This window comes from Azotobacter bryophylli (assembly GCF_042643485.1).
Lineage (GTDB): Bacteria > Pseudomonadota > Gammaproteobacteria > Pseudomonadales > Pseudomonadaceae > Azotobacter > Azotobacter bryophylli.
Genome location: NZ_JBHRSJ010000007.1, coordinates 97,497 through 121,165, shown reverse-complemented (window position 1 = coordinate 121,165; position 23,669 = coordinate 97,497). Strand labels below are relative to the sequence as shown.

Here is a 23,669-nt window from a genome sequence, read left to right as displayed (position 1 = left end):
CCTCGACCATCCCTGATCACTGCAGCCACCCGACAGCATCGAAGTCCACTGCCTCCACCACCGGAGCCAACACCTCAGGCCTGAAGTCCTTCCCGTAACGGCTGAAGGTGATGCCGCCCGTCTGGTGCCCCAACAGCCCACCCACCAGCGCCTCGCTGATGCCCTTCTGCTTCAGATGATCCGCGATGGTGTGACGGAAGCTGTGGAAGTCCTTCTGCCCTTCCCCATCCCTGAAGCCCAACTGCTCACGAACACGGGTGAACCACTTCGACGGAGCAGCCCCGTAGCCATGCTTCTTGTGGCAGGTCAGCTCAGGGAAGACCCGCTGGTGCCCTGCTGCCCGTTGCTTCTGGATGAACTCGATGAAGCCCAGCGCCTTCAGCTTGGAGTGGATCGGCACCAGTCGCTCGGAAGATGCGGTCTTCAGCTTCTGATCGGGCCGTGAGGCTCGGATGTGGAGGCAGTCCACACCGTTGATGGTGACCACATCGTCGAGGTAGAGCTGGCAGAGTTCGTTGAGCCTGGCTCCGGTGTACAACCCCAGCAGAGGCAACCAGTACTGATTCGGCTTACTACTGCTGGCTGAGGCGTAGACCTCCTTCGAGAACAACCGGCGAAGATCCTCCTCGGTGAACACGCTGCGCTCCTCGTTGGCCTTGCCCCGCTGCTTCACCCGCAGTCCATCGAAAGGATTGCGTTCGCAGTAGCCCTCACGGATGGCGTAGGAGAAGAAGGTGGTCAGGTTCTTCACGTAGTTGTTGAACGTGGTGAGGCTGATCGTGCTGGTAGCCGTCTTGATGATCTCCTCAAGGGGCTGACCATCAGGGAGCTGGTTGAGGCGAGGAGGCAGCTTGAGGGCTGTCTCTCGGAACGTGCGGGCATCCTGCCGGGTGATCAGATCAATAGGCAGATCGCCAATGATCCGCACCAGCAGGGCAGCCATAGCTCGCTTATCGTCGATGGTCTTGGTCGAGACGCCTTCCCTACGCTGCTGCTCCAAGCACTCCTCGACCACCTTGGAGAAGCTAGGAGACGTACTGGGAGCATCCGGCAGCAACCCCATGCTTCGGCTAGAAGAAGCGCTTGCAGAGGCTTTGCGGGGCTTCTGAGGGCTTCCTGTAACGCCACCCTGCCCTACCTTGCCATTCGCCCTGGGCTGATCCTGTGGGATCACTCCAGAAGCCACTATCTCGACCAACTGCTGCTGACGAAGCCATGAGGCCCAACTGGCGACTCGCTTGGCTCCCGTCTCCCACGCACCACGCAGGGAGTCGAGGCAAGGCCGAACACCTTGGAAGGCTTGGGTATAGAGGCTCTGAACCTGCAGGAGCAACTCGCGGCCACGGATCAGGGCTTCGCGCTTGCAGCGGGTCTGCAGGGAGCGACGGATCTCAGCACAAGGAAACAACGGACGGATGACTTCGGGCACCACGATCCTGAAATAGAAGATCGAGTGTCGGGACAACCAGAGGTAGGAAGGAACGGCTGACACGGTGGATCACCCCTTGGATCACTTGCGTGTCTCGGAGCGAAAAACCGTTGAAAATCAAAGAGTTACAGCAATGGAGGTAGCCCCACCAGCCACACCCCGGCACACGATTTCACCGCTACGGCTGCTCCCTTCCAGGCCTGACCGGGTTCACGGCTGATCGTTGCGGAGGGACCGGCAGGGCCACCATAACGACACCTGCCAATCGGCAGGTCGCGCCATTTTACCGGCTTGTGCGCAAGTTACAACCATTCGATGAGAAGAAAGCCGTTTGGCGACAAACACTTGCTGGCCCAAGCCCGGTCGGCCGCACCATAGGCTAGGGTCAGGGCGTTTGCAGTGCTGCGGTAGCCAGGGCAACCCCACCGTAGTCACTCTCCTCCTCTCTGATGTCGAGTTGACGCATCCGACGTAGTCGATCCAGCCGGTTGAGGTTCTGCCAGGCGGCCTCGTAGTGATCCGGCGATAACTCGATGGCGGTTCTGAAGAACTACTTGGCCATTTCCAGATCACCCTCGATCATGCAGATATAATCAACGTTATTGCTGGTCTCGGCCCTATGCCCAACGTGTTCGAAGGCGGAGATCGCCTCCTCATAACGCCCCATGCGTGCCAACAGCAAACCGTAGTTGCGCCACAGAGGCTTGTAGTCGCCATCGTAAGCCATGCCGCGCAGGTAAGATCGCTCGGCCTCCAGCCAGTGTCCGGCAAGGTAGTAGGAATCCCCATCACTGCTCTAAACCAGAGCCGAACGGGTCTCGATCAGCAGGGCCAAGCGAAGTAGCCCTCGGCCTTGGAGAGGCCGTTGCGCAGGTCGGCCAGCACTCCCAGCCGTTGTAGAGCTTCAGCGGCAACTTGGCATCCACCTTTACGCCGGCCGAGAAGCCGCCTGCCCCCACCCGCCACCAACCGCTGCTGGTCGAACCTCAAGGCCAGCTCTAGGCTTGCCAGAGCGTTCTCCTCACTTCGCCGTGCCAAGTGCAAAAGGCTGAGCTCGGTCAGTGCCTGGACGTTCTCCGGCTCCTTCTCCAACACCCCGGCAAAAGCCAACTCGGCCAGTCCGTTGTTACCCCGCACGCGGCGGATCCTTCCAACCCAAACGAGCGCACCGTAACGCTTGGGCTCCGGTTCGGGAGCTCGCAAGTACCGGCACAAGGCCTGATCCGGATCTCCCGCCCGATAGGCCGCCGGAGCATTAATCATGGCCTGACCGGCAGACGACTCGGCCTTGCGCGCCTGGTAGAGCACGGAGTTGGCGCCATCGTAGAGGCTGGAGCGGTCGATCGCCTCCTTGCCCGGTTCCATGGTCCGACATCCCGACAATATGGCCGTCATGGCCAGCGACTGACTCGCCTTGAGCATCTCCATATGCCAATGGGCCGATGCCCCATGCATCGCCTAGGCAGCGCATTGTCGCAGCTTAGAAATGAGAATTAAGAGTTAGGATTTTTTTGCGATTTAATAGCATTGCTTTGCCACTACAATAGAATTTAAATGCCATCAAATGAACACGACCATAAGATGCACAAGAGAAGAAGGCCAAGGTGCGACAGCAGCAGATAAAGACACGCGCGCACCAATAAAACCTGCACACCAGTCCAGCCACTCTAGAACTCACGTACCACTTGATAGGCCGATCATAGACCTATCACCGACTCCCCAAACAAGCCTAGAAAATTTTCAATGGCAAGTAGGACGGCAATTCGCCATAACTTCCTAGTTAAAAGCAAAGAGGCAACCAGCGAACCGACTAAGCCACTGACTTGAGAGCTTATTCTTAAAAAACAGAACAAAGATGAAGAAAGATTCTTAGCCACCTCCGCCGTTTGTCTTTATCAAAGAAAGTGAAAATGGACTTTCACCGAGCACCTTTCATGATGAATGAACGCTCCCTCATTCCGCATCTCTTGTGGTTCGATCTGAGTCAGGATGGCTCCGCACAGGAAGCCATATCCCTTCTTGCTGAGTATTGCCGCATCAGCCACGTGCAGGGCTTCGATCTGTCCTGGCTAAACCCTAAGGACAGCCCGGATATGATATGCCTGTCCTACGACCGTCCCGATGCTCTCGGTCTCAGCCACTTGCCCGCTCTGAAACGGGAGGCTCCCTCCATCCCCATCACCCTGCTGACCGTCCAGCATTCGGAAGAGCTGGCCGTCTGGGCCTTTCGTTCGGGAGCCTGGGACTATCTGGTGATGCCCCTCGGCAATCCTGAACGGCAGCGATACCTCCAGGCGTTGTACGAGCTTTGCGAACTAAGACGGAACCCGTCCGACAGCCAGCAAAAACGCCCGCTGGAACGCGTTCAGGATCTGCCGGAAAGCGTGCGCCTCACCGCTAAGTCGCAGAAACAGCAGCCCCTGCAGCGCGTGATGCGCTATATCGAGCGGCACTTCCAGGAAAGCCTCGAACAGAAGGCCATGGCCGAGCTCTGTGGCATGACCCCGGTCCGTTTCAGCCGGGTTTTCAAGGAGGTCTATGGCATCGGCTTTCAGGAGTGCGTCCAGAGTAAACGCATGGAGCATGCCCACGGGTTGCTGCTGAATAGCCAGATGCCCATCTCCAGCGTCGCCTACGCCAGCGGCTTCAAGGACCCTTCGTACTTCACCCGAGCCTTCCGGCAGCATTATGGCCTCAGTCCTCGCGAATTCCGCAGCAGAAATCCCGGTCCCAATGCCGAGAACCTGCAAACTGCGCCTCAACCGCACCTGATGCCGGATGCCCAGCCGCAATTAACGATGCCCCGGCCGTCGCCGGCTGGGGCAGCTCCGGATCTAGCGGAGCTCGGCTCGGGTCCTGAATAGGAGCTGCTCAGCCCTCCAATTGCTGCAGGAGCAGCAGGAAAGCCGCCTCGTCGATCACCTTCACGCCTAGCTCACCGGCCTTGGCCAGCTTCGAACCGGCGCCAGGACCAGCGACGACACAGCTGGTCTTGGCCGATACCGAGCTGGCCACCTTGGCACCGAGACGCTCCAGTCTCTCCTTGCCCTGGTCCCGACTCATGGACTCCAGGGTTCCGGTGAGAACCCAGGTCTGGCCGGCCAGCGGCAGACCGGCGACGGCCCTCCTCGCACTTTGCCAATGCATACCGAAATCGCTCAGCTGGGCCTCGATGGCCAGGGCACGGGCGGCGTTTTCCGGCTGGTCGAAGAAATCCCGCAGGGAACGGGCGGCCCTTTCGCTCAGTCGCTCCACCTGGCGCAGATCGAGCCAGTCGGCACAGATGATGGCCCCCAGCGAGCCGAATCTCGCGGCCAGGCGCTCGGCGCCAGTGGAGGCGATGTGCGGGATGTTCAACTTGTCCAGCAGCTCAGGCAGGCTCGCGACCGCGGCGAATTCGGGATGCAGCTCGCCCTCATCCTGCAGGGTGACGCCACGCCGGAGCAGCAGCTCGATGACCGTGCGGTTGTGCTCGTCCTCGAAGAAGTGGTGGATTTCGTGGGCGACCTCCAAGCCAACGTCCGGTAGCCAGGTGAGAACCTCCGGCAGGGCCCGTTCGATCCGTGCCAGAGAGCCGAGGGCACGCGCCAGCAGCTTGGCGGTCTCCTCGCCCACATCGGGAATGCCCAGGGCATAGATGAAGCGCGCCAGGGTCGGCTTGCAGCTGTTTGCGATGGCAGCCAGCAGGTTACGGGTGGAAACTTCGGCGAAGCCGTCGAGTTCGATAATCTGCTCGAAGGTCAGGCAGTACAGGTCGGCCGGCGATCTGACCAGCCCCCGGTCGATCAGTTGCTCGACGATCCTGTCGCCGAGGCCGTCGATGTCCATGGCCCGGCGCGAGGCGAAGTGGATGACGGCCTGCTTCAGCTGCGCCTGGCAGGCGAGACGGCCGATGCAGCGATAGACGGCACCCTGGCTGATGGCCTCGCGCCCCTTGCCGCGCTTGATCAGCTGGGTGCGCTCCACGGCCGAGCCGCATACCGGGCAGTGCTCCGGCACCTGTACCGGGCGGGCATCGGCCGGCCGACGCTCGGCGATTACCCCGAGGATCTGGGGAATCACGTCGCCGGCGCGGCGGACGATGATGCTGTCGCCGATCATCACACCAAGACGAGCCACCTCGTCCATGTTGTGCAGGGTCGCATTGGATACCGTGACGCCCGCCACCTGCACCGGCTTGAGGCGGGCCACCGGCGTGATGGCGCCGGTCCGACCGACCTGAAACTCCACGTCGAGCAATTCGGTGACTTCCTCCCGCGCCGGGAACTTGTGGGCGATGGCCCAACGCGGCTCACGGGCCCGGAAGCCCAGTTCGCGCTGCCGCGCGACCAAGTTGACCTTGAACACCACGCCGTCGATTTCGTAGGGCAGCGAATCGCGCCGCTCGCCTATATCCTGGTAGTAGGCCCGGCACTCTTCCACGCCGCGAGCCGGCTTCAGCTCGCGACTGATCGGCAGGCCCCAACCTTTGAACGCCTCCAGAATGCCAATATGGGTATCCGGCAGCACGCCATCGGTCTTACCTATACCGTAGGCACAGAGCTCCAGCGGGCGACTGGCGGTGATCCTCGGATCCAGCTGGCGCAGACTCCCGGCAGCGGCGTTGCGCGGATTGGCGAAGGTCTTGCCGCCCTGCTCCAGCGCCTTGGCGTTGAGCGCCTCGAAGCCTGCCTTGGGCATATAGATCTCGCCGCGCACCTCCAGTAGCGCCGGCCAGCCATGACCATGCAGACGCAACGGGATGTTGCGCACGGTGCGCACGTTGGCAGTGATGTTCTCGCCGGTCGTACCGTCGCCGCGGGTAGCACCGCGCACCAGCTGACCGTTCTCGTACAGCAGGCTGACGGCGAGGCCATCCAACTTGGGCTCGCAGCTGTACTCGACGACTCCGCCATCCAGCCCCAGTCCGTCGCGCACCCGCCGGTCGAAGTCCGTCAGATCCTGCTCCTCGAAGGCATTGCCAAGGCTCAGCATGGGCACTTCATGGCGCACTTGGCCGAAGGCGGTCAGCGCCTCGCCACCGACGCGCTGGGTCGGCGACTCGGGAGTGACCAGCTCCGGATGCTCAGCCTCGAGCGCCTTGAGCTCGCGGAACAGGCGGTCGTATTCGGCGTCCGGCACGCTGGGCTCATCGAGCACGTAGTAGCGGTAATTGTGTTCGTCGATCTCGCTGCGCAGCTGGGCGATGCGTTCGACGGCGGTCTGGGCGTCGGTCATGGCGATGGGGTTCCGAAAAACGAAAAAAGCAGCCAGGGCTGCTCGTAGACGTGATCAAAAGAGGTTGGGAGAAAAATGGGCGGGAAACGGCCTTGGCAGTGCCCGGGGTCGAGGGAGATGGCTATTGCGCCCCCACATGCAACGGCCATCCCCGATCCTGGCGGCAGCTCAGCGCTTGTGCGTCAGCTGTCGGCGCTCGAACTCCACGATACGCTGGCGATAATGCTCGATGGTCTGCGCGGTCATCACGCTGCGCTGATCGTCCTTCAGCTCGCCGTTGAGCTCCTGGGCCAGCTTGCGTGCCGCCGCCACCATGATGTCGAAGGCCTGCTTCGGATGGCGCGGCCCGGGCAGGCTGAGGAAGAAGCTCACGGCACGGGTACTGAAATGGTCGATGTCATCCAGATCGAAGGTACCGGGCTTGACGGCATTGGCCATGGAGAACAGGACTTCGCCGTTGCCGGCCATGCTCTCGTGCCGGTGGAAGATATCCATTTCGCCGAAGCGCAGCCCGCTCTCGAGGATGCTCTGCAGCAACGCCGGCCCCTTGAAGCCGTCGGCCTCGCGGGCGACCACGTTGATGATGAGTACTTCCTCGACGGGCGGCAGATCCCGGCTGATGTTTTTCTCCTCAGACTTGCTCCCCTTGGTCTCGGCCTTGCGCTTCTTCGGCGCAGCAGGCGTCTCGTCGAGATTCAGGTCCAGGTCGTCCTCCATCTGCTCGGCGCGGCGACGGCTATTCAGCTCGCGGGCACTGAGGGAAGGCAGATCCTCTTCGTCCAGCGTCGTTTCCGGTTCACGAGGGGCGACTCGGGCGGGCCCGAGCAGTTCGTTGTTTTCGTCGGCATCCGGCACGCTGGCGTAACTGTGATCGAGCTTGAACTTGAGCTTGCCCTTGCTGCCACGCATACGCCGCCATCCATCGAAAAGGATGCCGCCGATGACGATGATACCGATGACGATCAGCCACTCACGCAGACCGATTTCCATGAAATCCATAACCCCTGAAACAGATTGAAAAAAGGGCTTCCCAGCCTCAAAAAGCGGCAACTGTATGTTTTTACAGGTGTTTCCGCATCTATAGAAAAATTGTGCACTAAGCTAGCACGACGATAGGCCAGTTTGAACTGCCGAATAGGGCATTACATGGGCCAGAAACCCCATATTTGTAACCCTGGTGTGGTTGTACCGCCTTCACCGCCCCGTACAGGCGCGACCCGGACACAGCACCGGCCCGGTCAGGCTTCGGCCAGAGCTACCGCCTCTTCCACGTCCACTGCCACCAGACGGGAACAGCCCGGCTCGTGCATCGTCACCCCCATCAACTGGTCGGCCATCTCCATGGCGATCTTGTTGTGGGTGATGTAAATGAACTGCACCTTTTCCGACATTTCCTTCACCAGCCGCGCATAGCGCCCCACGTTGGCGTCGTCCAGCGGCGCATCGACCTCGTCCAGCATGCAGAACGGCGCCGGGTTGAGCTGGAAGATGGCGAATACCAGCGCCAGTGCGGTCAGCGCCTTCTCGCCGCCGGAGAGCAGATGGATGGTGCTGTTCTTCTTGCCCGGCGGTCGCGCCATGATGGCCACCCCGGTATCGAGTAGATCTTCGCCGGTTAGTTCCAAATAGGCATGGCCGCCGCCGAAAACTTTCGGGAATAGGGCCTGCAAGCCGTCGTTGATCTGGTCGAAGGTTTCCTTGAAGCGATTGCGGGTTTCCCGGTCGATCTTGCGGATGACGTTCTCCAACGTATCCAGGGCCTCCACCAGGTCGTCGTTCTGCGCATCCAGATAGCGCTTGCGTTCGGACTGCTGGCGGTATTCGTCGATGGCCGCCAGGTTGATCGCACCGAGTCGCTGGATGCGTCCGGCAAGACGCTCGAGCTCAGCGTCCCACTCGGCCTCGCCGGCCTCGGCCGGCAAGCTGGCGAGCACACCGTGCAACTCGTAACCGTCCTCCTGCAGCTGATCCTGCAGGGCCTTGCGTCGTACGCTGAGTGCCTGCCAGTCCAGGCGCTGCTGTTCCAGCTGGGTGCGCAGCAGCTGCGCCTGCTGTTCGGCCTGGCTGCGGCGCCGCTCCGCCTCGCGCAGTTCGCGGTCGGCCTCCTCCAAGGCCAGGCCGGCCTGTCTGAGCTCCTCCTCGACGCCCAGACGCCGCTCGAGCAATTCCTCGAGCTTCATGCGCAACTCTTCCAGCGGTGCGGCGCCCTCTTCCAGATTGAGACTGAGCTGCTCCCGTCGCTCCACGCTGCGCTCGAACTGCCGCTCCAGACGTTCGAGGGACTGGCGGGTGGACTCATGCTGAGCCCTGAGGGAGCCGATGCGGACCGCCAATTGGTGGGCCCGGTCTTTATGCATCCGGGCCTCCTGACGCATGAGCTCCAGACGCTCGCGCAGGGACTCGCGCCCGGCCAGCAGTTGCTCGCGGCGCTCGCTGTCGGTGGCCATGGCATCCAGCGCCTCCTGCAGTTCGAGACGCGACTCGCCCAGCTGCTCGGTTTCCAGCGCACGCTGCTCATCGAGTTCGGCCAGCTCCTCATCGAGGCGGCGCCGGCGCAGGGTCAACTGTTCGCCTCTGGCCTGACGTGCCGACAGCTGGGCCTTCAGCTCGCCCTGCTGACGAGCGTGTTCCTGCAGGCGTCGGCGCAGCTCTTCCCGGGCCTGCTCCTGGCGCTGCTGCTCCTCGCGCAGCTGCAACAGGCGCTCCTCGTGCCCTTCCACCGTGGCCTCGCCTGCAGCCCGCTCGGCTTGCAGATGCTCCAGCTCCAACCCGCGGGCGAGCAACCCGGACTCGGCCTCGCTGGCCCGACGCACGCGCAGGAAGTGGCGGCCGACCCAATAGCCGTCGCGGCTGACCAGACTCTCCCCCTCGTGCAGGGCGCCGCGCCGGGCCAAAGCATCGTCCAGGCTGTCGACCGGCAGCACCCGGCCCAGCCAGGGAGCCAGATCGGCGGCGCTTTCCACCTTGTCGAGCAGGCTGCCGGCACTGCGCCCGGCGCCCGGTGCCGAAACCAGCAGATTCAATTCGCCCTGGGAGAACCCCGCCAAGTCGAGCCCGGCGAAATCATCCAGCAGCACCGCCTGCAGATCGGCGCCCAGCACGGTTTCCACCGCCAGCTCCCAGCCCGGCTCGACTCGCAGCCCTTCGGCCAGGCGCGGACGCTGCTCCAGCCGCTGTTCGCGCAGCCAGTCGGCAACGCTGGCGCCCGGATCCAGCGCGGCCTGCTGCAGGGCCTCCAGCGAAGCGATACGACCACTCAGGCGCTGCAATTCGCCTTGGGCCTGCTGTTGGGCCTGGGTCGCCTGTTGCAGCTCGCCGCGCAACTGATCCAGGCGCTCGGAAAGACCGAGCTCGGAGCCCTGCAGCTCCTCCAGGTTCAGCTCGCCGACCGCCAGTTGTTCCTCCAGCTCGGCGATGGCGGCGTCTTCCGGGTCGGCAGCCAACTGCGTGCGCTCCTCGTCGAGACGCCGCTGACGCTCGCGCAGCCGCTCGAGGCTCTGCTCCAGCTGCTGGATGCGTGCCTGCCGGACCTCGGCGCGACGACGGGGCTCGGCAGAGTGCTGGTTGAAGAGGTCCCACTGCTCCTGCCAGGCGTGCATGGCGCCCTCCGCTTCCTCCAGCCGCACGGCAGCTTCCTCCGCAGCCGCGACGCTGACTTCCTGCTCCGGTTCGAGCATGGTCAGCTCTTCGTCCAGGCCGGCCAGGAGGGTACGGTCGTGGCCGAGGTGGGACTCGGTCTCCTGGCGGGCCCTCTCCGCCTCGCGCAGGTCTTCCTGCAACTGGCGCAGACGCTGCTGGCCATGCTGGATGCTCTGCTCGACCCGGCCGATGTCCGCGCCCTGGGAGTAGAAGCGCCCCTGCACCTGATGGAAGCGCTCGGAGAGCTCGTGGTGGCCGTCGCGCAGGCGCTCGATGCTGGCGTCGGCATTGCGTTGCTCGGCGATCAGAGCCTCCAGAGCGACTTCCTGATCGCCGATGACCTGCTCGCGCTGACCGACCTGCGCATTCAGCGCCTGCCAGCGCAGAGCGGCGAGCTGGGCCTTGAGCTGGCGCTCCTCGGCCTTGTATTCCTGATACTTCTCCGCCGCCTGGGCCTGGCGCTGCAGGCGCTCCAGCTGGCGATCCAGTTCCTCGCGCAGGTCGGAGAGGCGGGCCAGGTTCTCCTGGGTGCGGCGAATGCGGTTTTCCGTCTCGCGGCGGCGCTCCTTGTACTTGGAGATGCCCGCCGCCTCCTCGATGAAATTGCGCAGGTCCTCGGGCCGCGCCTCGATCAGCTTGGAAATCATGCCCTGCTCGATGATCGAGTAGCTGCGCGGCCCGAGGCCGGTGCCGAGGAAGATATCGGTGATATCGCGGCGCCGGCACTTAACCCCGTTGAGGAAATAGGCGTTCTGCCCGTCGCGGGTGACCCGGCGGCGGATGGAGATTTCTGCGTAGTGCCCGTATTCGCCGGTGAGACTACCGTCGGAGTTGTCGAAGATCAGCTCGATGGCAGCCTGGGTCACCGGCTTGCGGCTGTTCGAACCGTTGAAGATGACGTCGGTCATCGACTCGCCGCGTAGGTTCTTCGCCGAGCTCTCGCCCATCACCCAGCGCACGGCATCGATGATGTTGGACTTGCCGCAACCGTTCGGCCCGACCACCGCGGCCATGTTGCTGGGGAAGTGGACGGTGGTCGGATCGACGAAGGACTTGAAGCCGGCCAGCTTGATGCACTTAAGACGCATGGCGACGCTCGGTCGGCATCGGCTGGCCGGGAAGCTGCGCGGCGATTAGGCTGGCGGGAGCCTGGAACGTCATGATTGGCCCTGAATGTCGTCGATCCTGCGGACGGCGCAGTCTAGCACAGGGGCTCGGCAGGCCAATGGGAGGGCTGGCACGCTGCCTGCCGGGACTGCTCCATGCCCCGAATCGGTCAACCGCCCGTGACGCTCATGAAGCGGACCACCTGGACCTGGGCGTCGGCCTCGAACCGATGCCGCTCGGGCTTCAGGCGCAGCGCCTCCGCCAGCTCCGCGCGGAGCCGCTCGCCATCGCCGGGGTGGCGGCGCATCAGGGTCTTCAGATCCAGCGCCCCCTCATGGCCCAGGCATAGAATCAGCTTACCCTCGGCGGTGACCCGCACGCGGTTGCAGCTGGAGCAGAAATTGTGGCTGTGTGGCGAGATGAAGCCCACTTGGGTCCGACTGCCGACCACTTGCCAGTATCGGGAAGGCCCGCCGGTGACGTGGCTGCTGCGCACCAAGGCGAAGCGCTCCTCGATGCGCTGGCGCACCTCGTCGCTGGAGCAGAGGGTTTCCTCGCGGCGATGGCTGGAGATGCTGCCGAGCGGCATCTCTTCGATGAAACTGATATCCAGGCCTCGCTCGACGGCGAACTCGACCAGCTCCAGCACTTCGTCGTCGTTGCGCCCTTTCTGGATCACGCTGTTCAGCTTGACCCTGGCGAAGCCGGCCGCACGGGCCGCCTCGATGCCGGCCAGGACCTGCTCGAGCAGGTCGCGGCGGGTGAAGGCGGCGAAGCGCTCTCGCCGCAGCGAGTCCAGACTGATGTTCAGGCGCTTGACGCCGGCAGCACGCAGCTGCTCGGCCATGACCGGCAACTGGGAGCCGTTGGTGGTCATGGCCAGGTCTTCGAGCTCGCCGCGCTCGCCCAGTCGCTCCAGTAGGCCGAGCAGCCCCTTGCGCACCAGCGGCTCGCCGCCGGTGATGCGGATACGCTTGCCCCCCAGACCGATGAAGGCATCGGCGACGGCGTACAACTCCTCCAGACTGAGGATCTGCTCCCGGGGGGCGAAGACCATGTGCTCGCTCATGCAGTAGGTGCAGCGAAAATCGCATCGATCGGTCACCGACAGCCGCAGGTAGGTGATGCGGCGACCGAAAGGATCTACCAGTTCAGTGCTGGACATGGTGCTGACGACTCCTGATAGCCTTTCGTTGGGGCGAAGTTACGATCGATCCTCGGGAAAGAATAGGCTTTCCCGAGGATCGGCTTGACGGTTGGTGGACATCGGACATCTGTACAAGCAGGATCTGCGCCATATCCACCATCCATTCATCAGGCAGGCTCCGCCTTGGGCTGCTCCTAGGCGCCGGATCGAGGCAGAACGCAATCATGGACAAACCGGGCTGGCGCGAGCGCCTCTACATCGTCGTCTTCTTCGCCAGCACACCGGCTGGCAGGCGTTTCGACGCCTGGCTGCTGTTGATCATCTTCGCCAGCCTGGTGGTGGTGATGCTGGACAGCGTGCAGCTCTACCACATCCGCCATGGTGAACTCCTCGCCCTGCTGGAGTGGTGCTTCACGGCGATCTTCGCCGCAGAGTACCTGCTGCGGATCTGCATTCATCCGAAGCCCACGGAATACGTCTTCAGTTTCTACGGCGCAATCGACCTGCTGGCCATACTGCCGGCCTTCCTCGCCCTGTTGTTTCCCGCGGCCCAGTATCTGCTGGTGATCCGGGTCACTCGCATGCTGCGGGTGTTCCGGGTGCTGAAACTCATGCCCTATCTCAGCCAGGCCAACTTCCTCCTGATCGCGCTGCGCGGCAGTCGTCAGAAGATCATCGTCTTCCTGCTCAGCATCACGACCATGGTGATCGTCTTCGGCACCCTGCTCTACGTGATCGAAGGGCCGCAGCACGGCTTCACCAGCATTCCGACCAGCATCTACTGGGCGGTGGTGACCATGACCACGGTCGGCTACGGGGATATCGCGCCGAAGACCCCGCTCGGCCAGGCAGTCGCCACCTTGGTGATGATCGCCGGCTATTCGGTCATCGCCGTACCGACCGGCATCTTCACCGCCGAACTGGCGACCGCCATGCAGCCACGGCGCCTGCATCGGACCTGCCCGACCTGCCGGAAAAGCCTCCATGAACCGGATGCCGCCTATTGCAGCCGCTGCGGCAACGCCCTGTTCCCCCACCAGCCTCCAACGGGCAAGGACGAAGAAAAACGGCAGGACTGAGAGTCCGCCGTGCGGCCCATCCAGGGGTTGGCGACTCAGGGATGAAGGTTACGCAACCCCGGGGGCACGCTCGTGCCATCCAGAGGCTCCCAGGGGCCGCTCGGACGGCCCGAGCCGTACCAGCCGTCGCTCCAGCGGTAGTACAGGCGCTCGCGGTAATAGAGCGGCTGCCCTTCGACCACGTAGACGCCCAAGCGGTTGTCCCAGTGCGCCGCCACATCAGGGGGCGGCGCATAGCGAGGATGGGTCTTGGACGTGGCCTGCCGCTGCGGGGACTTGATCGGCTGCGCCTGGATGGCCGGCCGCCGCACGGGAGGCGATACCTTGGCCGGGGCCGTCTTCGCCGGCGCCCGTTCAGGTTGCGGCTGGGGATGCTGCACGGCGCAGGCATTGAGCAGAAGAGCCATGCCCAACGGGCCGAACAGCCGCATCTGGCGCAGCAGCCCGACGGACAGTGACGGCGTCAGGCGTGACAGGAAAAGCGCATTCATCCTCACCTCCGGCTCAGGGCATCGGTCTGACCTTCGCGGTATCCGGCCGATCGATGGTCACCTCGTACGCACCGGACGCCGCCGTCTTCACCGCCGGCAGGCTGCCCAGCCAATCGCCGGAAACGGCATTGCCGGCACGGGAAATCCGGGCGACCAGCTCGACTTCCGGGAAATTGGTCAGCTTGAGCTGGGGCATCATCGCATCCGCATCGCTGAGCGCCACCTGGGCCGGCAGGTCCGCCACGCGCAGGCGCTCGACCGCCAACGGCATCGGCGGGCCGGAAGCCGCGCGAGCGAAGACGAACACCGTATCGTCCGGCTGCACCTTGTCGCGCAGAGACGGATCGAGGGCCACGGTCACCTTCAGCTCGACCTCGCCCTGCGCCGCAACGGCATCGGCCGACGGAGCCGGCGCGGGCGGCAAGCCGCCTTGGGCGCGGGCACGGGCGATACCGCCCTCGATCGCCGCACGGGATGGTTCGTCCTTGGGCAGCAATGCCACCAGACGCTCCCAGTAGCGGACGGCATCGGCGTAGCGCTTTTCCTCGAAGGCCGCGATGCCGAGCAGCCCGAGGCTGGTGACATCGCTCGGATCGGACTTGAGCGCTTCGTCGGTGAGAGCCTGCAGTTGCGGGCTCCACTGCTTGTTGCCGGCGAAATAGAGGGCCTGGGCCCACTGCCCGAGGATTTCCGCCGGGCGTCCGGCGAGATTGGCGGCCTGCTCGAAGGCGCCTGCGGCGTCGGCCGGGCGCGATTGGGCCATGTAGGCGCGACCGAGGAAATACCAGCCTTCGGCCGAGTCCGGCTGGACCTTGACGGCCTGCTCCAGGCGCGCGGTCATCTCTTCCAGTGTCTTCGGCTCCTGGGCGAACCGGCGAGCCACCTCCAGCTTGTCGCTGGCGCCCCAGCTCAGATACAGGCCGTAGCCGAGCAACGGCACCAGCAACGCGACGATCAGTGGCACCGCCCTGCCCAGGGTGGTGCGACGGCTTTCCTCGCCACCCGAGGTATCGGCCAGCAGCTCGCGCGCCGCTTCGGCTCGCCCGGCCTCCAACTGTTCGGCAGTCAGGGTGCCAGCGGCGCACTGGGCGTCCAGCTCGGCCAGACGTTCTTCATAGAGGGCGACGTTGAGCGCCGTGCGGTCCTCCTCGGCCTGGGCACGGCGGCCGCGTAGGATGGGAACCAGCAGGAAAGCCAGTGCCGCCAGCAGCAGCAGGCCGGCGGCGATCCAGAAATCGATCATGAGTCTTTTTTATCCAACAGCGTGGCGAGGCGTTCGCGCTCGGCGGGAGAAAGGGTGTTCGCGGCCGGACCGGCGGCGCTGCGCCGGCGACGGACCAGGACGACTGCCAGCACGCCGAAGCCCACCACCAGCAGGGTGGCCGGGCCGAACCAGAGCAGTGCGGTGCGGGCATCGACCGGCGGCTTGTAGCGGACGAAATCGCCATAGCGCGACACCAGAAAGTCGACGATCTGCTCGTTGCTCCGCCCCTCGCCGAGCATGCGGTAGATCTCGCGGCGCAGGTCCATGGCGATGGGCGCGTCGGAGTCGGCGATGTTCTGGTTCTGGCACTTGGGACAACGCAGCTCCTCGGTCAGGCTGCGATAGCGCTCGCGCTCGGCATCGCTCTTGAAGTCGTAGGTGTCGATGGCGGCATGCGCCGTCGTGCTCAGCGCGAGACCGAGCAGCGCCGCGCGGATCAGTTTTTTCATTCGTCCACCAACTCCTGGTAGCGCGCGGCGAGCTGCTCGCGCCAGACCCGCTCGTCGATCACGCCAACGAACTTGTGGCGGATGATCCCGTGCTTGTCGATGAGGAAGGTTTCAGGCGCGCCGTAGACGCCGAGATCCAGGCCGAGCGTGCCCTGCTCGTCGCGAATGTCGAGCTGGTAAGGATTGTGGAACTCGCTCAGCCACTTCTGGGCGGCGGCATTGTCGTCCTTGTAGTTGATCCCGTGGATCAGCACACCCTGTTCGGCCAGCTGGTTGAGAACCGGATGCTCAGCCTTGCAGGACACGCACCAGGTGGCCCAGACGTTGACCAACGCCGGCTTGCCCTTGAGGTCGGCTTCGCTGATCAGCTTCTGAGCATCCACCACCGACTGCAACGAGAAGGACGGGAACGGCTTGTCGATCAGCGCCGAAGGCAGCTCGGCGGGGTTGAGGAACAACCCCCGGTAGAGGAACACCGCGACGCCCAGGAAGATCAGCAGCGGCAGCAGCAGGATGGCTCTTTTCATCGATCAGGCTCCTTGTCCGGCCAGGCCCAGGGCCTCGCGCACGCGGGTCTTCACCTTGACCCGATAACGACGGTCGCTCGCCGCCAGTACCCCGCCGAGGGCGGTCAGCAGGCCGCCCAGCCAGATCCAGCGGACGAACGGCTTGATATGCAACCGCACAGCCCAGGCGCCGTTCTCCAGCGGCTCGCCCAGGGCGACGTAGATGTCACGGGTGAATCCGGCGTCGATTCCGGCCTCGGTCATGGGCATGCCGCGCACGGTGTAGATGCGCTTCTCCGGATGCAGCACGGCGACCTCGTCGCCGTCCTCGAAGACCCGAATGGTGCCCCGGTCACCCTCGTAGTTGGGTCCGCGGTGATGCCGGGTTCCCTCGAAGACGAAGCGGTAGCCGCTCAGCTCCAGGGTATCGTTCGGCGCCATGCGCAGGTCGCGTTCGACGCTCTCCTGGCTGGTCAGCACGATACCCAGGGCACACACGGCGAGCCCGGCATGGGCCAGTTGCATGCCCCAGTAGCTCGGCGACAGACTCAGCATGCCCTTGAGCAGCCCCTTGTGGCGGGTCTTGTCGAGCAGATCGCGAACGCCGGTGAGGACCACCCAGGCCGCCAGGAAACAGGTGGCCAGCACTGCCCAGGCGAAATCGCCGAGCAGGAAAGAGGCAGCCGCGGCGAGCACCACGCTGGCCAGCAGAACCGGGGTGAGCATGCCGATCAGCCATTTCTGCGGCGTATCCTTCCAGCGCACCAGAACGCCCACTCCGAGGGTCAGCATCAGCAAGCCCATCAGCGGCAGGAACAGAGCATTGAAGTACGGCGGGCCGACCGACAACTTGGCGCCGGACAGCGCGTCCAGCAGCAGCGGATAGAGGGTGCCGAGCAGAATGGTCGAGGCCGCCACCATCAGCACCAGGTTGTTCACCAGCAGCAGCATCTCCCGCGACCACAGGGCGAAGCCCACCTGGCTCTTGACCACCGGGGCGCGGATGGCGAACAGGGTCAGCGAGCTGCCCACCACCACCAGCAGGAAGCCAAGGACGAAGATGCCGCGCTCGGGATCGTTGGCGAAGGCATGCACGGAGGTCAGCACGCCGGAACGGACCAGGAAGGTACCGAGCAGACTCAGGGAGAAGGCAGCGATGGCCAGCAGCACCGTCCAGCTCTTGAACACCCCGCGCTTCTCCGTCACCGCCAGCGAGTGCAGCAGCGCCGTACCCAGCAGCCAGGGCATGAAGGAGGCGTTCTCCACCGGGTCCCAGAACCACCAGCCGCCCCAGCCCAATTCGTAGTAGGCCCACCAGGAACCGAGCACGATGCCGAAGCCGAGGAAGGACCAGGCGACCAGGGTCCAGGGCCGCGACCAGCGGGCCCAGGCGGCATCCAGACGTCCGCCCAGCAGTGCGGCGATGGCGAAGGCGAAGGCCACCGAGAAGCCCACGTAGCCCATGTAGAGCATCGGCGGATGGACGATGAGGCCGAAGTCCTGCAGCAGCGGGTTGAGATCTCGCCCATCGGTCGGCATCTGCGGCAACAGGCGCCCGAAGGGGTTGGAGGTGATCAGCAGGAACAGCAGGAAACCGCAGCTGATGATGCCCATCACGCCGAGCACGCGGGCCAGCATCTCCTCCGGCAGCTGACGGGAGAAGACCGACACGGCGAAAGTCCAGCCGCCGAGGATCAGCGCCCAAAGCAGCAGCGACCCCTCATGGGCGCCCCACACGGCGCTGAGCTTGTAGTACCAGGGCAAGGCACTGTTGGAGTTGCTGGCGACATAGGCGACCGAGAAGTCGTCGACCAGGAAGGCATGGGCCAGGCAGGCAAACGAGAACAGCAGGAAGGCGAACTGTCCCCAGGCAGCCGGCTGGGCCAGGCTCATCCACTGCCGATCGCCACGCCAGGCGCCGATCATCGGCAGCGTGGCCTGTACCAGCGCCAGGCACAGAGCGAGAATCAGCGCCAGATGACCAAGCTCCGGAATCATTGCTTGACCTCCTGCTTGGCGCCTTCGTAGTGCTTCAGCTTGCCGCTCTGCTCCAGGGCCTGGGTGACCTCCGGCGGCATGTAGTTCTCGTCGTGCTTGGCCAGCACTTCATCGGCGACCAGCACCCCATCGCCATTGACCTTGCCCAGGGCGACGATGCCCTGCCCTTCACGGAACAGGTCGGGCAGGATGCCCTGGTAGCGGATGGTCACGGTTTCCTTGCCGTCGGTGACGCGGAAGGTCACGGTCAGCGAGTCCTCACTGCGCTGCAGCGAGCCCACCTCCACCAGGCCGCCAGCGCGGATGCGTGCACCCTCGGGCGCCTCGCCGTTGACGATCTGGGTCGGCGTATAGAACAGGTTGATGTTCTGCTGCAGCGCGGACAAGGCCAGGGCCACGGCTATCCCTACGCCAGCGAGGAGTCCCAGGATGATGAACAGGCGTTTCTTGCGAACCGGATTCACTTGGCTTCCTCCCGGCGCAAACGACGCGCCGTGTCTTGCAGATAACGTCGACGTGCCACGATGGGCAGCACGACATTGAGAACCAGCACCGCCAGGCCGATGCCATAGGCGGACCACACGTAGACGCCATGCTTGCCCATGGCGAGCAGATCGGCGAAGGACTCGAAATACATCAGCACACCTCCCCTGCCTGGCGCAGCACCTCGGCCCGGACCCAGCTGCTGCGGGCTTCGCGCCGGAGCACTTCGAGGCGCATGCGCATCAGCAGCACGACGCCGAAGAAACAGTAAAAAGCGATGACCATGATCAGCAGCGGCAGCCACATCTCGGACGGCATGGAGGCCTTCCCGGCAATCGTGAAGCTGGCCGGCTGGTGCAGGCTGGTCCACCACTCCACCGAGTACTTGATGATGGGGATGTTCACCACGCCAACGATGGCCAGCACCGCACAGGCCTTGGCCGAACTCTCGCGGTTGGTGATGGCATGCCCCAGGGCGATGACGCCGAAATAGAGGAACAGCAGGATCAGCATTGAGGTCAAGCGGGCATCCCACACCCACCAGGAACCCCAGGTCGGCTTACCCCAGATGGCACCGGTGATCAGCGCTATCACCGTCATCCAGGCACCGACGGGGGCTGCCTGCTGCAGGGCGATATCGGCCACCTTCATCTTCCAGACCAGGCTCACCAAGCCGGCGACGGCCAGCATCAGATAGCAGCTCTGGGCCAGGAAGGCAGCCGGCACATGGATGAAGATGATCCGGTAGCTGTTGCCCTGATAGCGCTCCGGCGGAGCGAAGGCCAGCCCCCAGACGCTGCCGACAACCAGCAGCAACACGGCAGCCGCGGCCAACCAGGGCAGCCAGCGCCCGCTGATTTCGTAGAACCATTTGGGCGAGCCCAGTTTGTGAAACCAAGTCCAGTTCATCAAGACATCCACACTCTCTCGAAACCAGTCAAACCCGCCCCGGGGCCAGGCCTTTTCCGGAGCACAGCCTTGCGGATGAGCACCCGTCACTCACCGACGCTGATGGTCAGACCGGCGGCAATCGCGAAGGGACTCAAGGTGGCCGCCAAAGCGGTCAGGCTGGCCATCCACAACAGATAGCCGGCTGTCGGCAGTCCTTGCAGGGCCGCCTGCAGAGTTCCGGTGCCCAGAATCAGCACCGGGATATACAGTGGCAGGATCAACAGCGCGAACAACAGGCCACCGCGCTTCAACCCGACGGTGAGCGCGGCGCCGACGGCTCCCAGCAGACTCAGCACGGGAGTGCCCAGCAGCAGCGAGAGCAGCAACTCGGGCAGGCAATCGGCCGGCAAGCCGAGCATCAACGCCAACAGGGGCGACAGCAGAACCAGGGCCAGCCCACTGAACAGCCAGTGCGCCAGCACCTTGGCCAGCACCAGAAGCGGCAACGGATGCGGCGAAACGACCCACTGCTCCAGCGAGCCGTCCTCGAAATCGCTGCGGAACAGGCCGTCCAACGACAAGAGTACCGCCAACAGGGCCGCTACCCACAGCAAACCGGGCGACAGATTCCTCAGTTGCTCGCTTTCCGGACCGACGGCCAGAGGAAACAGCGCGATGACGATCGCGAAGAAGACCAGCGGATTGGCCAGTTCGGCCGGGCGCCGGCACAACAAGCGCGCCTCGCGGGACAGCAATAAGGTGAATACGTTACTCATGCGGCGCGTTGCCCCAGATCCAGCTCGCGGAACGTGTCGGGCTTGTCGAGCAAGTGGTGGTGGGTGGTCAGAACCACCATTCCACCCCGTTCGCAATGCTCGCGCAGGTGTCTTTCCAGTTGTGCCACGCCGGACTTGTCGAGGGCCGTGAACGGCTCGTCGAGGATCCACAGAGGCGCCGGATCCAAATAGAGGCGCGCAAGGGCTACGCGGCGCTGCTGGCCTGCGGAGAGGGTATGACAGGGGACGTCTTCGAAACCACGCAGCCCAACCGACGCCAGGGACTGCCAGATCTCATCCCGTCCGGCAGGACGATGTAGAGCGCAGAGCCAGGTCAGGTTCTCTTCGGCGGTGAGCAGTCCCTTGATTCCGGCGGCATGGCCGATCCACAACAGGTGACGCGCCAGTTCGCCGCGCTGACGCTCGAGACTCCGCCCCTTGAGGCGCACCTCGCCGGCGGTCGGCTGCATCAGCCCGGCCAGCAAACGTAGCAGGCTGGTTTTACCGCTGCCGTTGGGACCGACCACCTGGAGCATGTCGCCGGGCGATAGACTGAAGTCCAGGCCGTCGAAGAGCATGCGCCAATCCCGCTCACAGGCGAGCGCCACGGCTTCGAGGAAGGGATTGGTCACGATAAGGCTATCCATCGGCTGCATAATTCGGCAGAACCCGCCCCGATGAATCAGGCACCGGTCAGAACGGGCCAGCCATTATACATACCGGACAGCCGACCGAAGCAGGCAATTTCGACAGGGCATTACCCGGCAGCAGCAGCCCTTGTCGACCGAATCAGCCGCTCCACGAAGAACTCGAGATGCCCCCTCGGATTGGCCGGCAACGGCCACTCATCGATCCGGGCAGCGAGTGCACGAAACGCCTGAGCGCTTTTCGCACGAGGAAAGGCTTCGTACACGGCACGCTGCTTCTGCACGGCCTTGCGCAGACTTTCGTCGTAAGGTACTGCCCCCGCGTACTGGAGCGTCACGGCGAGAAAGTGGTCCGTCAGCCCCACCAGCCTGGCAAAAAGATTGCGCCCCTCCTGCGATCCCGCAACCATGTTCGCCAAGACACGGAAGCGACTCACACCATAGTCTCGCCCCAGCAGCTTGATCAACTCATAAGCATCCATGATCGACGTCGGCTCGTCGCACAGAACGACTAGCACCTCCTGAGCCGCCCGGGCGAAGCAGACCATGTCCTCGCCGAGCCCGGAGGCAGTATCCACCACCAGCACGTCGACATCCTCGCCAATATCGCTGAAGGCCTGGATCAGCCCGGCATATTCACCCACCGTAAAACGTCGAATCCCCTGCACACCCAAGGCAGACGGAACGATCCGCACCCCCCCGGGACCGACCAGCAGCACGTCCTTCAACTCGCAACGCCCCACAAGGACATCGGCCAGAGTCCGCTCGACCGTCAACCCGAGAAGCAGATCCACATTGGCCATTTCCAGAGCCGCATCGAACAGTACCACACGCCGCCTGAGGTCGTTCAGGGCCAAGGCCAAATTCACGGCCACCGTGCTTTTGCCGACCCCGCCCTTTCCGCTGGTGACAGCGACCACCTGTACTGGATGGATGCTTTGCATGGACTTTACCTGTCTCGCCCGCAGCACTCCCCGGATTGGAAAAGCACCGCTCGTCGCAACCGGAGGCGCCGACCGCTATGCTAACGCGGCCGACCGGGCAACTCGGATCCCGGTCAACCGCACCTGATGTCGCCACACCACAAACCATCAGGCTAGCGGACGAGGGCAGCCTCGGGCTTGGCAACCCAGCCAAACAGCCCATATGGCGAAATATCCCGACCAAAGGAGATTTGCATGAAGAAATGGCTGATCGCAGCGCTTACCAGCAGCTGCGCTTTTTCCCTCCAGGCCGCGCCGCTCAGCGTCCCGATGAATGCCGTGACCAGCGAAGGTATCGGCAAGCAACTCGGCACCGTGAGCATCGAAAAGAGCGAGTACGGCCTGGTCTTCACCCCCGAACTCAGCGGACTGCAACCCGGCGTCCACGGTTTCCACTTGCACGCCCAAGGTAGCTGCGAGCCCGCCGAGAAGGATGGCAAGAAAGTTGCCGCAGGGGCAGCCGGCGGCCATTGGGACCCTCAAAACAGCGGCAAGCACGACCACCCCTGGGGCAATGGCCATATGGGCGACCTGCCGGCGATTTACGTCAACACCGAAGGTAAGGCCAACCAGCCTGTCCTAGCACCACGCCTGAAAAATTTGGATGAGATCAAAGGCCACGCCTTAATGATTCACGCCGGCGGCGACAATCATGCTGACAGTCCAGCCCCCTTGGGCGGCGGCGGGGAGCGAGTGGCCTGCGGGGTAATCAAGTAACCGGATAGTCGGCGACATCACCCGCGAAGGAGGAGTTCATTCAGGCTTGTTTGGCGAGTGAACTCCGCCACACTACCTAGCGGAGTTTTTCCGGCGCAAAAACAAAAGGGTTATCTCAATTGAGATAACCCTGGAACCCCATTTAGGGTAAAAATTGGCGTCCCCTAGGGGACTCGAACCCCTGTTACCGCCGTGAAAGGGCGGTGTCCTAGGCCACTAGACGAAGGGGACTTAACCTTCGTACAAACCGCCCATACGGCGGATTGCTGGAAATTGGTGGAGCTAGACGGGATCGAACCGTCGACCTCTTGCATGCCATGCAAGCGCTCTCCCAGCTGAGCTATAGCCCCAAAAACACTCTAGGCCGCATCAATTATAAAAACCGATGCACTGGAATAGTGGCGTCCCCTAGGGGACTCGAACCCCTGTTACCGCCGTGAAAGGGCGGTGTCCTAGGCCACTAGACGAAGGGGACGTAACCTTCGCACAAACCGCCCATACGGCGGGCTGCTGGAAATTGGTGGAGCTAGACGGGATCGAACCGTCGACCTCTTGCATGCCATGCAAGCGCTCTCCCAGCTGAGCTATAGCCCCAAACTATCGATTATCCACACACCCGATCAGGTCGTCGTGAAGACGGGGCGCATATTATGGATGACTCGAACGCCTGTCAACACTATTTTTCCTTACCCCTTAATTTTTTTTGCCTTAAGAACAAACACTTAGTGGAAGGACTGAAAATTGGACGGCAAATCCACGCCATCATTGGGCAGAAAACCAGCAAGCCCAGCAGATAAACCTGAGCCGACCACCAGCCCATGAAGGCGAAAGCCCCGACCTCACAAC

General features: G+C 63.5%; 21 protein-coding genes, 4 tRNA genes and 1 other RNA gene. 3 read left to right on the top strand and 23 right to left on the bottom strand.

What is annotated here, in order from left to right; translation table 11 throughout:
• Positions 1-16 precede the first annotated feature (16 nt).
• From ACFOJE_RS04605 to ACFOJE_RS04590, 4 genes are all read right to left on the bottom strand, one after another.
• Positions 17-1,492: a tyrosine-type recombinase/integrase gene (locus ACFOJE_RS04605; RefSeq protein WP_377813093.1), complete on the bottom strand. Its 1,476-nt coding sequence runs from the start codon at positions 1,490-1,492 to the stop codon at positions 17-19.
• Positions 1,493-1,572: 80 nt separating this feature from the next.
• Positions 1,573-1,669: signal recognition particle sRNA small type (gene ffs / locus ACFOJE_RS04600), an RNA gene on the bottom strand.
• A 310-nt stretch (positions 1,670-1,979) separates the two neighbouring features.
• The gene (locus tag ACFOJE_RS04595; RefSeq protein ID WP_377813092.1) at positions 1,980-2,156 is read right to left on the bottom strand and encodes a hypothetical protein; all 177 of its coding nucleotides are present in this window, start codon (positions 2,154-2,156) and stop codon (positions 1,980-1,982) included.
• Positions 2,157-2,251: 95 nt separating this feature from the next.
• Positions 2,252-2,794: a hypothetical protein gene (locus ACFOJE_RS04590; protein ID WP_377813091.1), complete on the bottom strand. Its 543-nt coding sequence runs from the start codon at positions 2,792-2,794 to the stop codon at positions 2,252-2,254.
• 569 nt (positions 2,795-3,363) lie between these two features.
• On the opposite strand from ACFOJE_RS04590, the gene ACFOJE_RS04585 reads away from it, so the two are divergent.
• Complete coding sequence (locus ACFOJE_RS04585; RefSeq protein ID WP_377813090.1) at positions 3,364-4,293, top strand: helix-turn-helix domain-containing protein; 930 nt, start codon at positions 3,364-3,366, stop codon at positions 4,291-4,293.
• 7 nt (positions 4,294-4,300) lie between these two features.
• Here ACFOJE_RS04585 and ligA read toward each other — a convergent pair whose 3' ends face one another.
• From ligA to moaA, 4 genes are all read right to left on the bottom strand, one after another.
• Complete coding sequence (ligA, locus tag ACFOJE_RS04580; protein ID WP_377813089.1) at positions 4,301-6,646, bottom strand: NAD-dependent DNA ligase LigA; 2,346 nt, start codon at positions 6,644-6,646, stop codon at positions 4,301-4,303.
• Positions 6,647-6,814: 168 nt separating this feature from the next.
• A complete protein-coding gene (gene zipA, locus ACFOJE_RS04575; protein ID WP_377813088.1) occupies positions 6,815-7,636 on the bottom strand; it encodes a cell division protein ZipA in 822 nt (273 codons plus the stop codon).
• 248 nt (positions 7,637-7,884) lie between these two features.
• Positions 7,885-11,373, bottom strand: a complete 3,489-nt coding sequence (gene smc / locus ACFOJE_RS04570; protein WP_377813087.1) for a chromosome segregation protein SMC — start codon at positions 11,371-11,373, stop codon at positions 7,885-7,887.
• Positions 11,374-11,561: 188 nt separating this feature from the next.
• Complete coding sequence (gene moaA, locus ACFOJE_RS04565; protein WP_377813086.1) at positions 11,562-12,557, bottom strand: GTP 3',8-cyclase MoaA; 996 nt, start codon at positions 12,555-12,557, stop codon at positions 11,562-11,564.
• 206 nt (positions 12,558-12,763) lie between these two features.
• On the opposite strand from moaA, the gene ACFOJE_RS04560 reads away from it, so the two are divergent.
• Positions 12,764-13,618 carry an ion transporter gene (locus ACFOJE_RS04560; protein ID WP_377813085.1) on the top strand — a complete coding sequence of 285 codons (855 nt, stop codon included), beginning with the start codon at positions 12,764-12,766 and terminating at the stop codon, positions 13,616-13,618.
• 35 nt (positions 13,619-13,653) lie between these two features.
• Here ACFOJE_RS04560 and ACFOJE_RS04555 read toward each other — a convergent pair whose 3' ends face one another.
• From ACFOJE_RS04555 to ACFOJE_RS04505, 11 genes are all read right to left on the bottom strand, one after another.
• Complete coding sequence (locus tag ACFOJE_RS04555; RefSeq protein ID WP_377813186.1) at positions 13,654-14,049, bottom strand: hypothetical protein; 396 nt, start codon at positions 14,047-14,049, stop codon at positions 13,654-13,656.
• 73 nt (positions 14,050-14,122) lie between these two features.
• Positions 14,123-15,352: a c-type cytochrome biogenesis protein CcmI gene (gene ccmI, locus ACFOJE_RS04550; RefSeq protein ID WP_377813084.1), complete on the bottom strand. Its 1,230-nt coding sequence runs from the start codon at positions 15,350-15,352 to the stop codon at positions 14,123-14,125.
• Complete coding sequence (locus tag ACFOJE_RS04545) at positions 15,349-15,822, bottom strand: cytochrome c-type biogenesis protein (RefSeq protein ID WP_377813083.1); 474 nt, start codon at positions 15,820-15,822, stop codon at positions 15,349-15,351. The genes ccmI and ACFOJE_RS04545 overlap by 4 nt, the downstream gene beginning before the upstream one ends.
• Complete coding sequence (locus ACFOJE_RS04540) at positions 15,819-16,349, bottom strand: DsbE family thiol:disulfide interchange protein (protein WP_377813082.1); 531 nt, start codon at positions 16,347-16,349, stop codon at positions 15,819-15,821. Before ACFOJE_RS04540 ends, ACFOJE_RS04545 begins: the two co-directional genes overlap by 4 nt.
• A gap of 3 nt (positions 16,350-16,352) precedes the next feature.
• Complete coding sequence (locus ACFOJE_RS04535; RefSeq protein ID WP_377813081.1) at positions 16,353-18,326, bottom strand: heme lyase CcmF/NrfE family subunit; 1,974 nt, start codon at positions 18,324-18,326, stop codon at positions 16,353-16,355.
• On the bottom strand, positions 18,323-18,790 hold the full coding sequence (ccmE, locus tag ACFOJE_RS04530; RefSeq protein WP_377813080.1) for a cytochrome c maturation protein CcmE: 468 nt from the start codon (positions 18,788-18,790) through the stop codon (positions 18,323-18,325). The genes ACFOJE_RS04535 and ccmE overlap by 4 nt, the downstream gene beginning before the upstream one ends.
• On the bottom strand, positions 18,787-18,963 hold the full coding sequence (gene ccmD, locus ACFOJE_RS04525; RefSeq protein WP_377813079.1) for a heme exporter protein CcmD: 177 nt from the start codon (positions 18,961-18,963) through the stop codon (positions 18,787-18,789). The genes ccmE and ccmD overlap by 4 nt, the downstream gene beginning before the upstream one ends.
• Positions 18,963-19,721, bottom strand: a complete 759-nt coding sequence (locus ACFOJE_RS04520) for a heme ABC transporter permease (protein ID WP_377813078.1) — start codon at positions 19,719-19,721, stop codon at positions 18,963-18,965. The genes ccmD and ACFOJE_RS04520 overlap by 1 nt, the downstream gene beginning before the upstream one ends.
• Positions 19,722-19,804: 83 nt before the next feature.
• Entirely contained in the window at positions 19,805-20,476 is a 672-nt protein-coding gene (ccmB, locus tag ACFOJE_RS04515; protein WP_377813077.1) for a heme exporter protein CcmB, read from the bottom strand.
• On the bottom strand, positions 20,473-21,132 hold the full coding sequence (gene ccmA, locus ACFOJE_RS04510) for a cytochrome c biogenesis heme-transporting ATPase CcmA (protein WP_377813076.1): 660 nt from the start codon (positions 21,130-21,132) through the stop codon (positions 20,473-20,475). The genes ccmB and ccmA overlap by 4 nt, the downstream gene beginning before the upstream one ends.
• Positions 21,133-21,233: 101 nt before the next feature.
• On the bottom strand, positions 21,234-22,067 hold the full coding sequence (locus ACFOJE_RS04505; protein ID WP_377813075.1) for a MinD/ParA family protein: 834 nt from the start codon (positions 22,065-22,067) through the stop codon (positions 21,234-21,236).
• Between the two features lie 234 nt (positions 22,068-22,301).
• Here ACFOJE_RS04505 and sodC point away from each other — a divergent pair, with 234 nt between their 5' ends.
• Positions 22,302-22,823 (top strand): superoxide dismutase [Cu-Zn] SodC, encoded by a 522-nt coding sequence (sodC, locus tag ACFOJE_RS04500; RefSeq protein ID WP_377813074.1) that lies wholly within the window; start codon positions 22,302-22,304, stop codon positions 22,821-22,823.
• 155 nt (positions 22,824-22,978) lie between these two features.
• Here the strand turns inward: sodC and ACFOJE_RS04495 are convergent.
• The 4 genes from ACFOJE_RS04495 to ACFOJE_RS04480 all read right to left on the bottom strand — a co-directional run bounded on the left by ACFOJE_RS04495 (position 22,979) and on the right by ACFOJE_RS04480 (position 23,417).
• A tRNA-Glu gene (locus ACFOJE_RS04495) sits at positions 22,979-23,054 on the bottom strand.
• Positions 23,055-23,097: 43 nt separating this feature from the next.
• Positions 23,098-23,173: transfer RNA gene (locus tag ACFOJE_RS04490), tRNA-Ala, on the bottom strand.
• Between the two features lie 49 nt (positions 23,174-23,222).
• A tRNA-Glu gene (locus ACFOJE_RS04485) sits at positions 23,223-23,298 on the bottom strand.
• Positions 23,299-23,341: 43 nt separating this feature from the next.
• A tRNA-Ala gene (locus ACFOJE_RS04480) sits at positions 23,342-23,417 on the bottom strand.
• Positions 23,418-23,669: the final 252 nt, after the last annotated feature.

Bases quoted from the DNA above. Each gene is read 5' to 3' on its own strand.
- ACFOJE_RS04540 (WP_377813082.1), bottom strand. From the start codon at position 16,349: ATGAAAAGAGCCATCCTGCTGCTGCCGCTGCTGATCTTCCTGGGCGTC.
- ACFOJE_RS04590 (WP_377813091.1), bottom strand. From the start codon at position 2,794: ATGGAACCGGGCAAGGAGGCGATCGACCGCTCCAGCCTCTACGATGGC.
- ccmB (WP_377813077.1), bottom strand. From the start codon at position 20,476: ATGAGTAACGTATTCACCTTATTGCTGTCCCGCGAGGCGCGCTTGTTG.
- ACFOJE_RS04555 (WP_377813186.1), bottom strand. From the start codon at position 14,049: ATGCGGCTGTTCGGCCCGTTGGGCATGGCTCTTCTGCTCAATGCCTGC.
- ccmD (WP_377813079.1), bottom strand. From the start codon at position 18,963: ATGTATTTCGAGTCCTTCGCCGATCTGCTCGCCATGGGCAAGCATGGC.
- ACFOJE_RS04535 (WP_377813081.1), bottom strand. From the start codon at position 18,326: ATGATTCCGGAGCTTGGTCATCTGGCGCTGATTCTCGCTCTGTGCCTG.
- smc (WP_377813087.1), bottom strand. From the start codon at position 11,373: ATGCGTCTTAAGTGCATCAAGCTGGCCGGCTTCAAGTCCTTCGTCGAT.
- moaA (WP_377813086.1), bottom strand. From the start codon at position 12,557: ATGTCCAGCACTGAACTGGTAGATCCTTTCGGTCGCCGCATCACCTAC.
- ligA (WP_377813089.1), bottom strand. From the start codon at position 6,646: ATGACCGACGCCCAGACCGCCGTCGAACGCATCGCCCAGCTGCGCAGC.
- zipA (WP_377813088.1), bottom strand. From the start codon at position 7,636: ATGGAAATCGGTCTGCGTGAGTGGCTGATCGTCATCGGTATCATCGTC.
- sodC (WP_377813074.1), top strand. From the start codon at position 22,302: ATGAAGAAATGGCTGATCGCAGCGCTTACCAGCAGCTGCGCTTTTTCC.
- ACFOJE_RS04585 (WP_377813090.1), top strand. From the start codon at position 3,364: ATGATGAATGAACGCTCCCTCATTCCGCATCTCTTGTGGTTCGATCTG.
- ACFOJE_RS04595 (WP_377813092.1), bottom strand. From the start codon at position 2,156: ATGGCTTACGATGGCGACTACAAGCCTCTGTGGCGCAACTACGGTTTG.
- ACFOJE_RS04505 (WP_377813075.1), bottom strand. From the start codon at position 22,067: ATGCAAAGCATCCATCCAGTACAGGTGGTCGCTGTCACCAGCGGAAAG.
- ccmI (WP_377813084.1), bottom strand. From the start codon at position 15,352: ATGATCGATTTCTGGATCGCCGCCGGCCTGCTGCTGCTGGCGGCACTG.
- ccmA (WP_377813076.1), bottom strand. From the start codon at position 21,132: ATGCAGCCGATGGATAGCCTTATCGTGACCAATCCCTTCCTCGAAGCC.
- ACFOJE_RS04560 (WP_377813085.1), top strand. From the start codon at position 12,764: ATGGACAAACCGGGCTGGCGCGAGCGCCTCTACATCGTCGTCTTCTTC.
- ACFOJE_RS04545 (WP_377813083.1), bottom strand. From the start codon at position 15,822: ATGAAAAAACTGATCCGCGCGGCGCTGCTCGGTCTCGCGCTGAGCACG.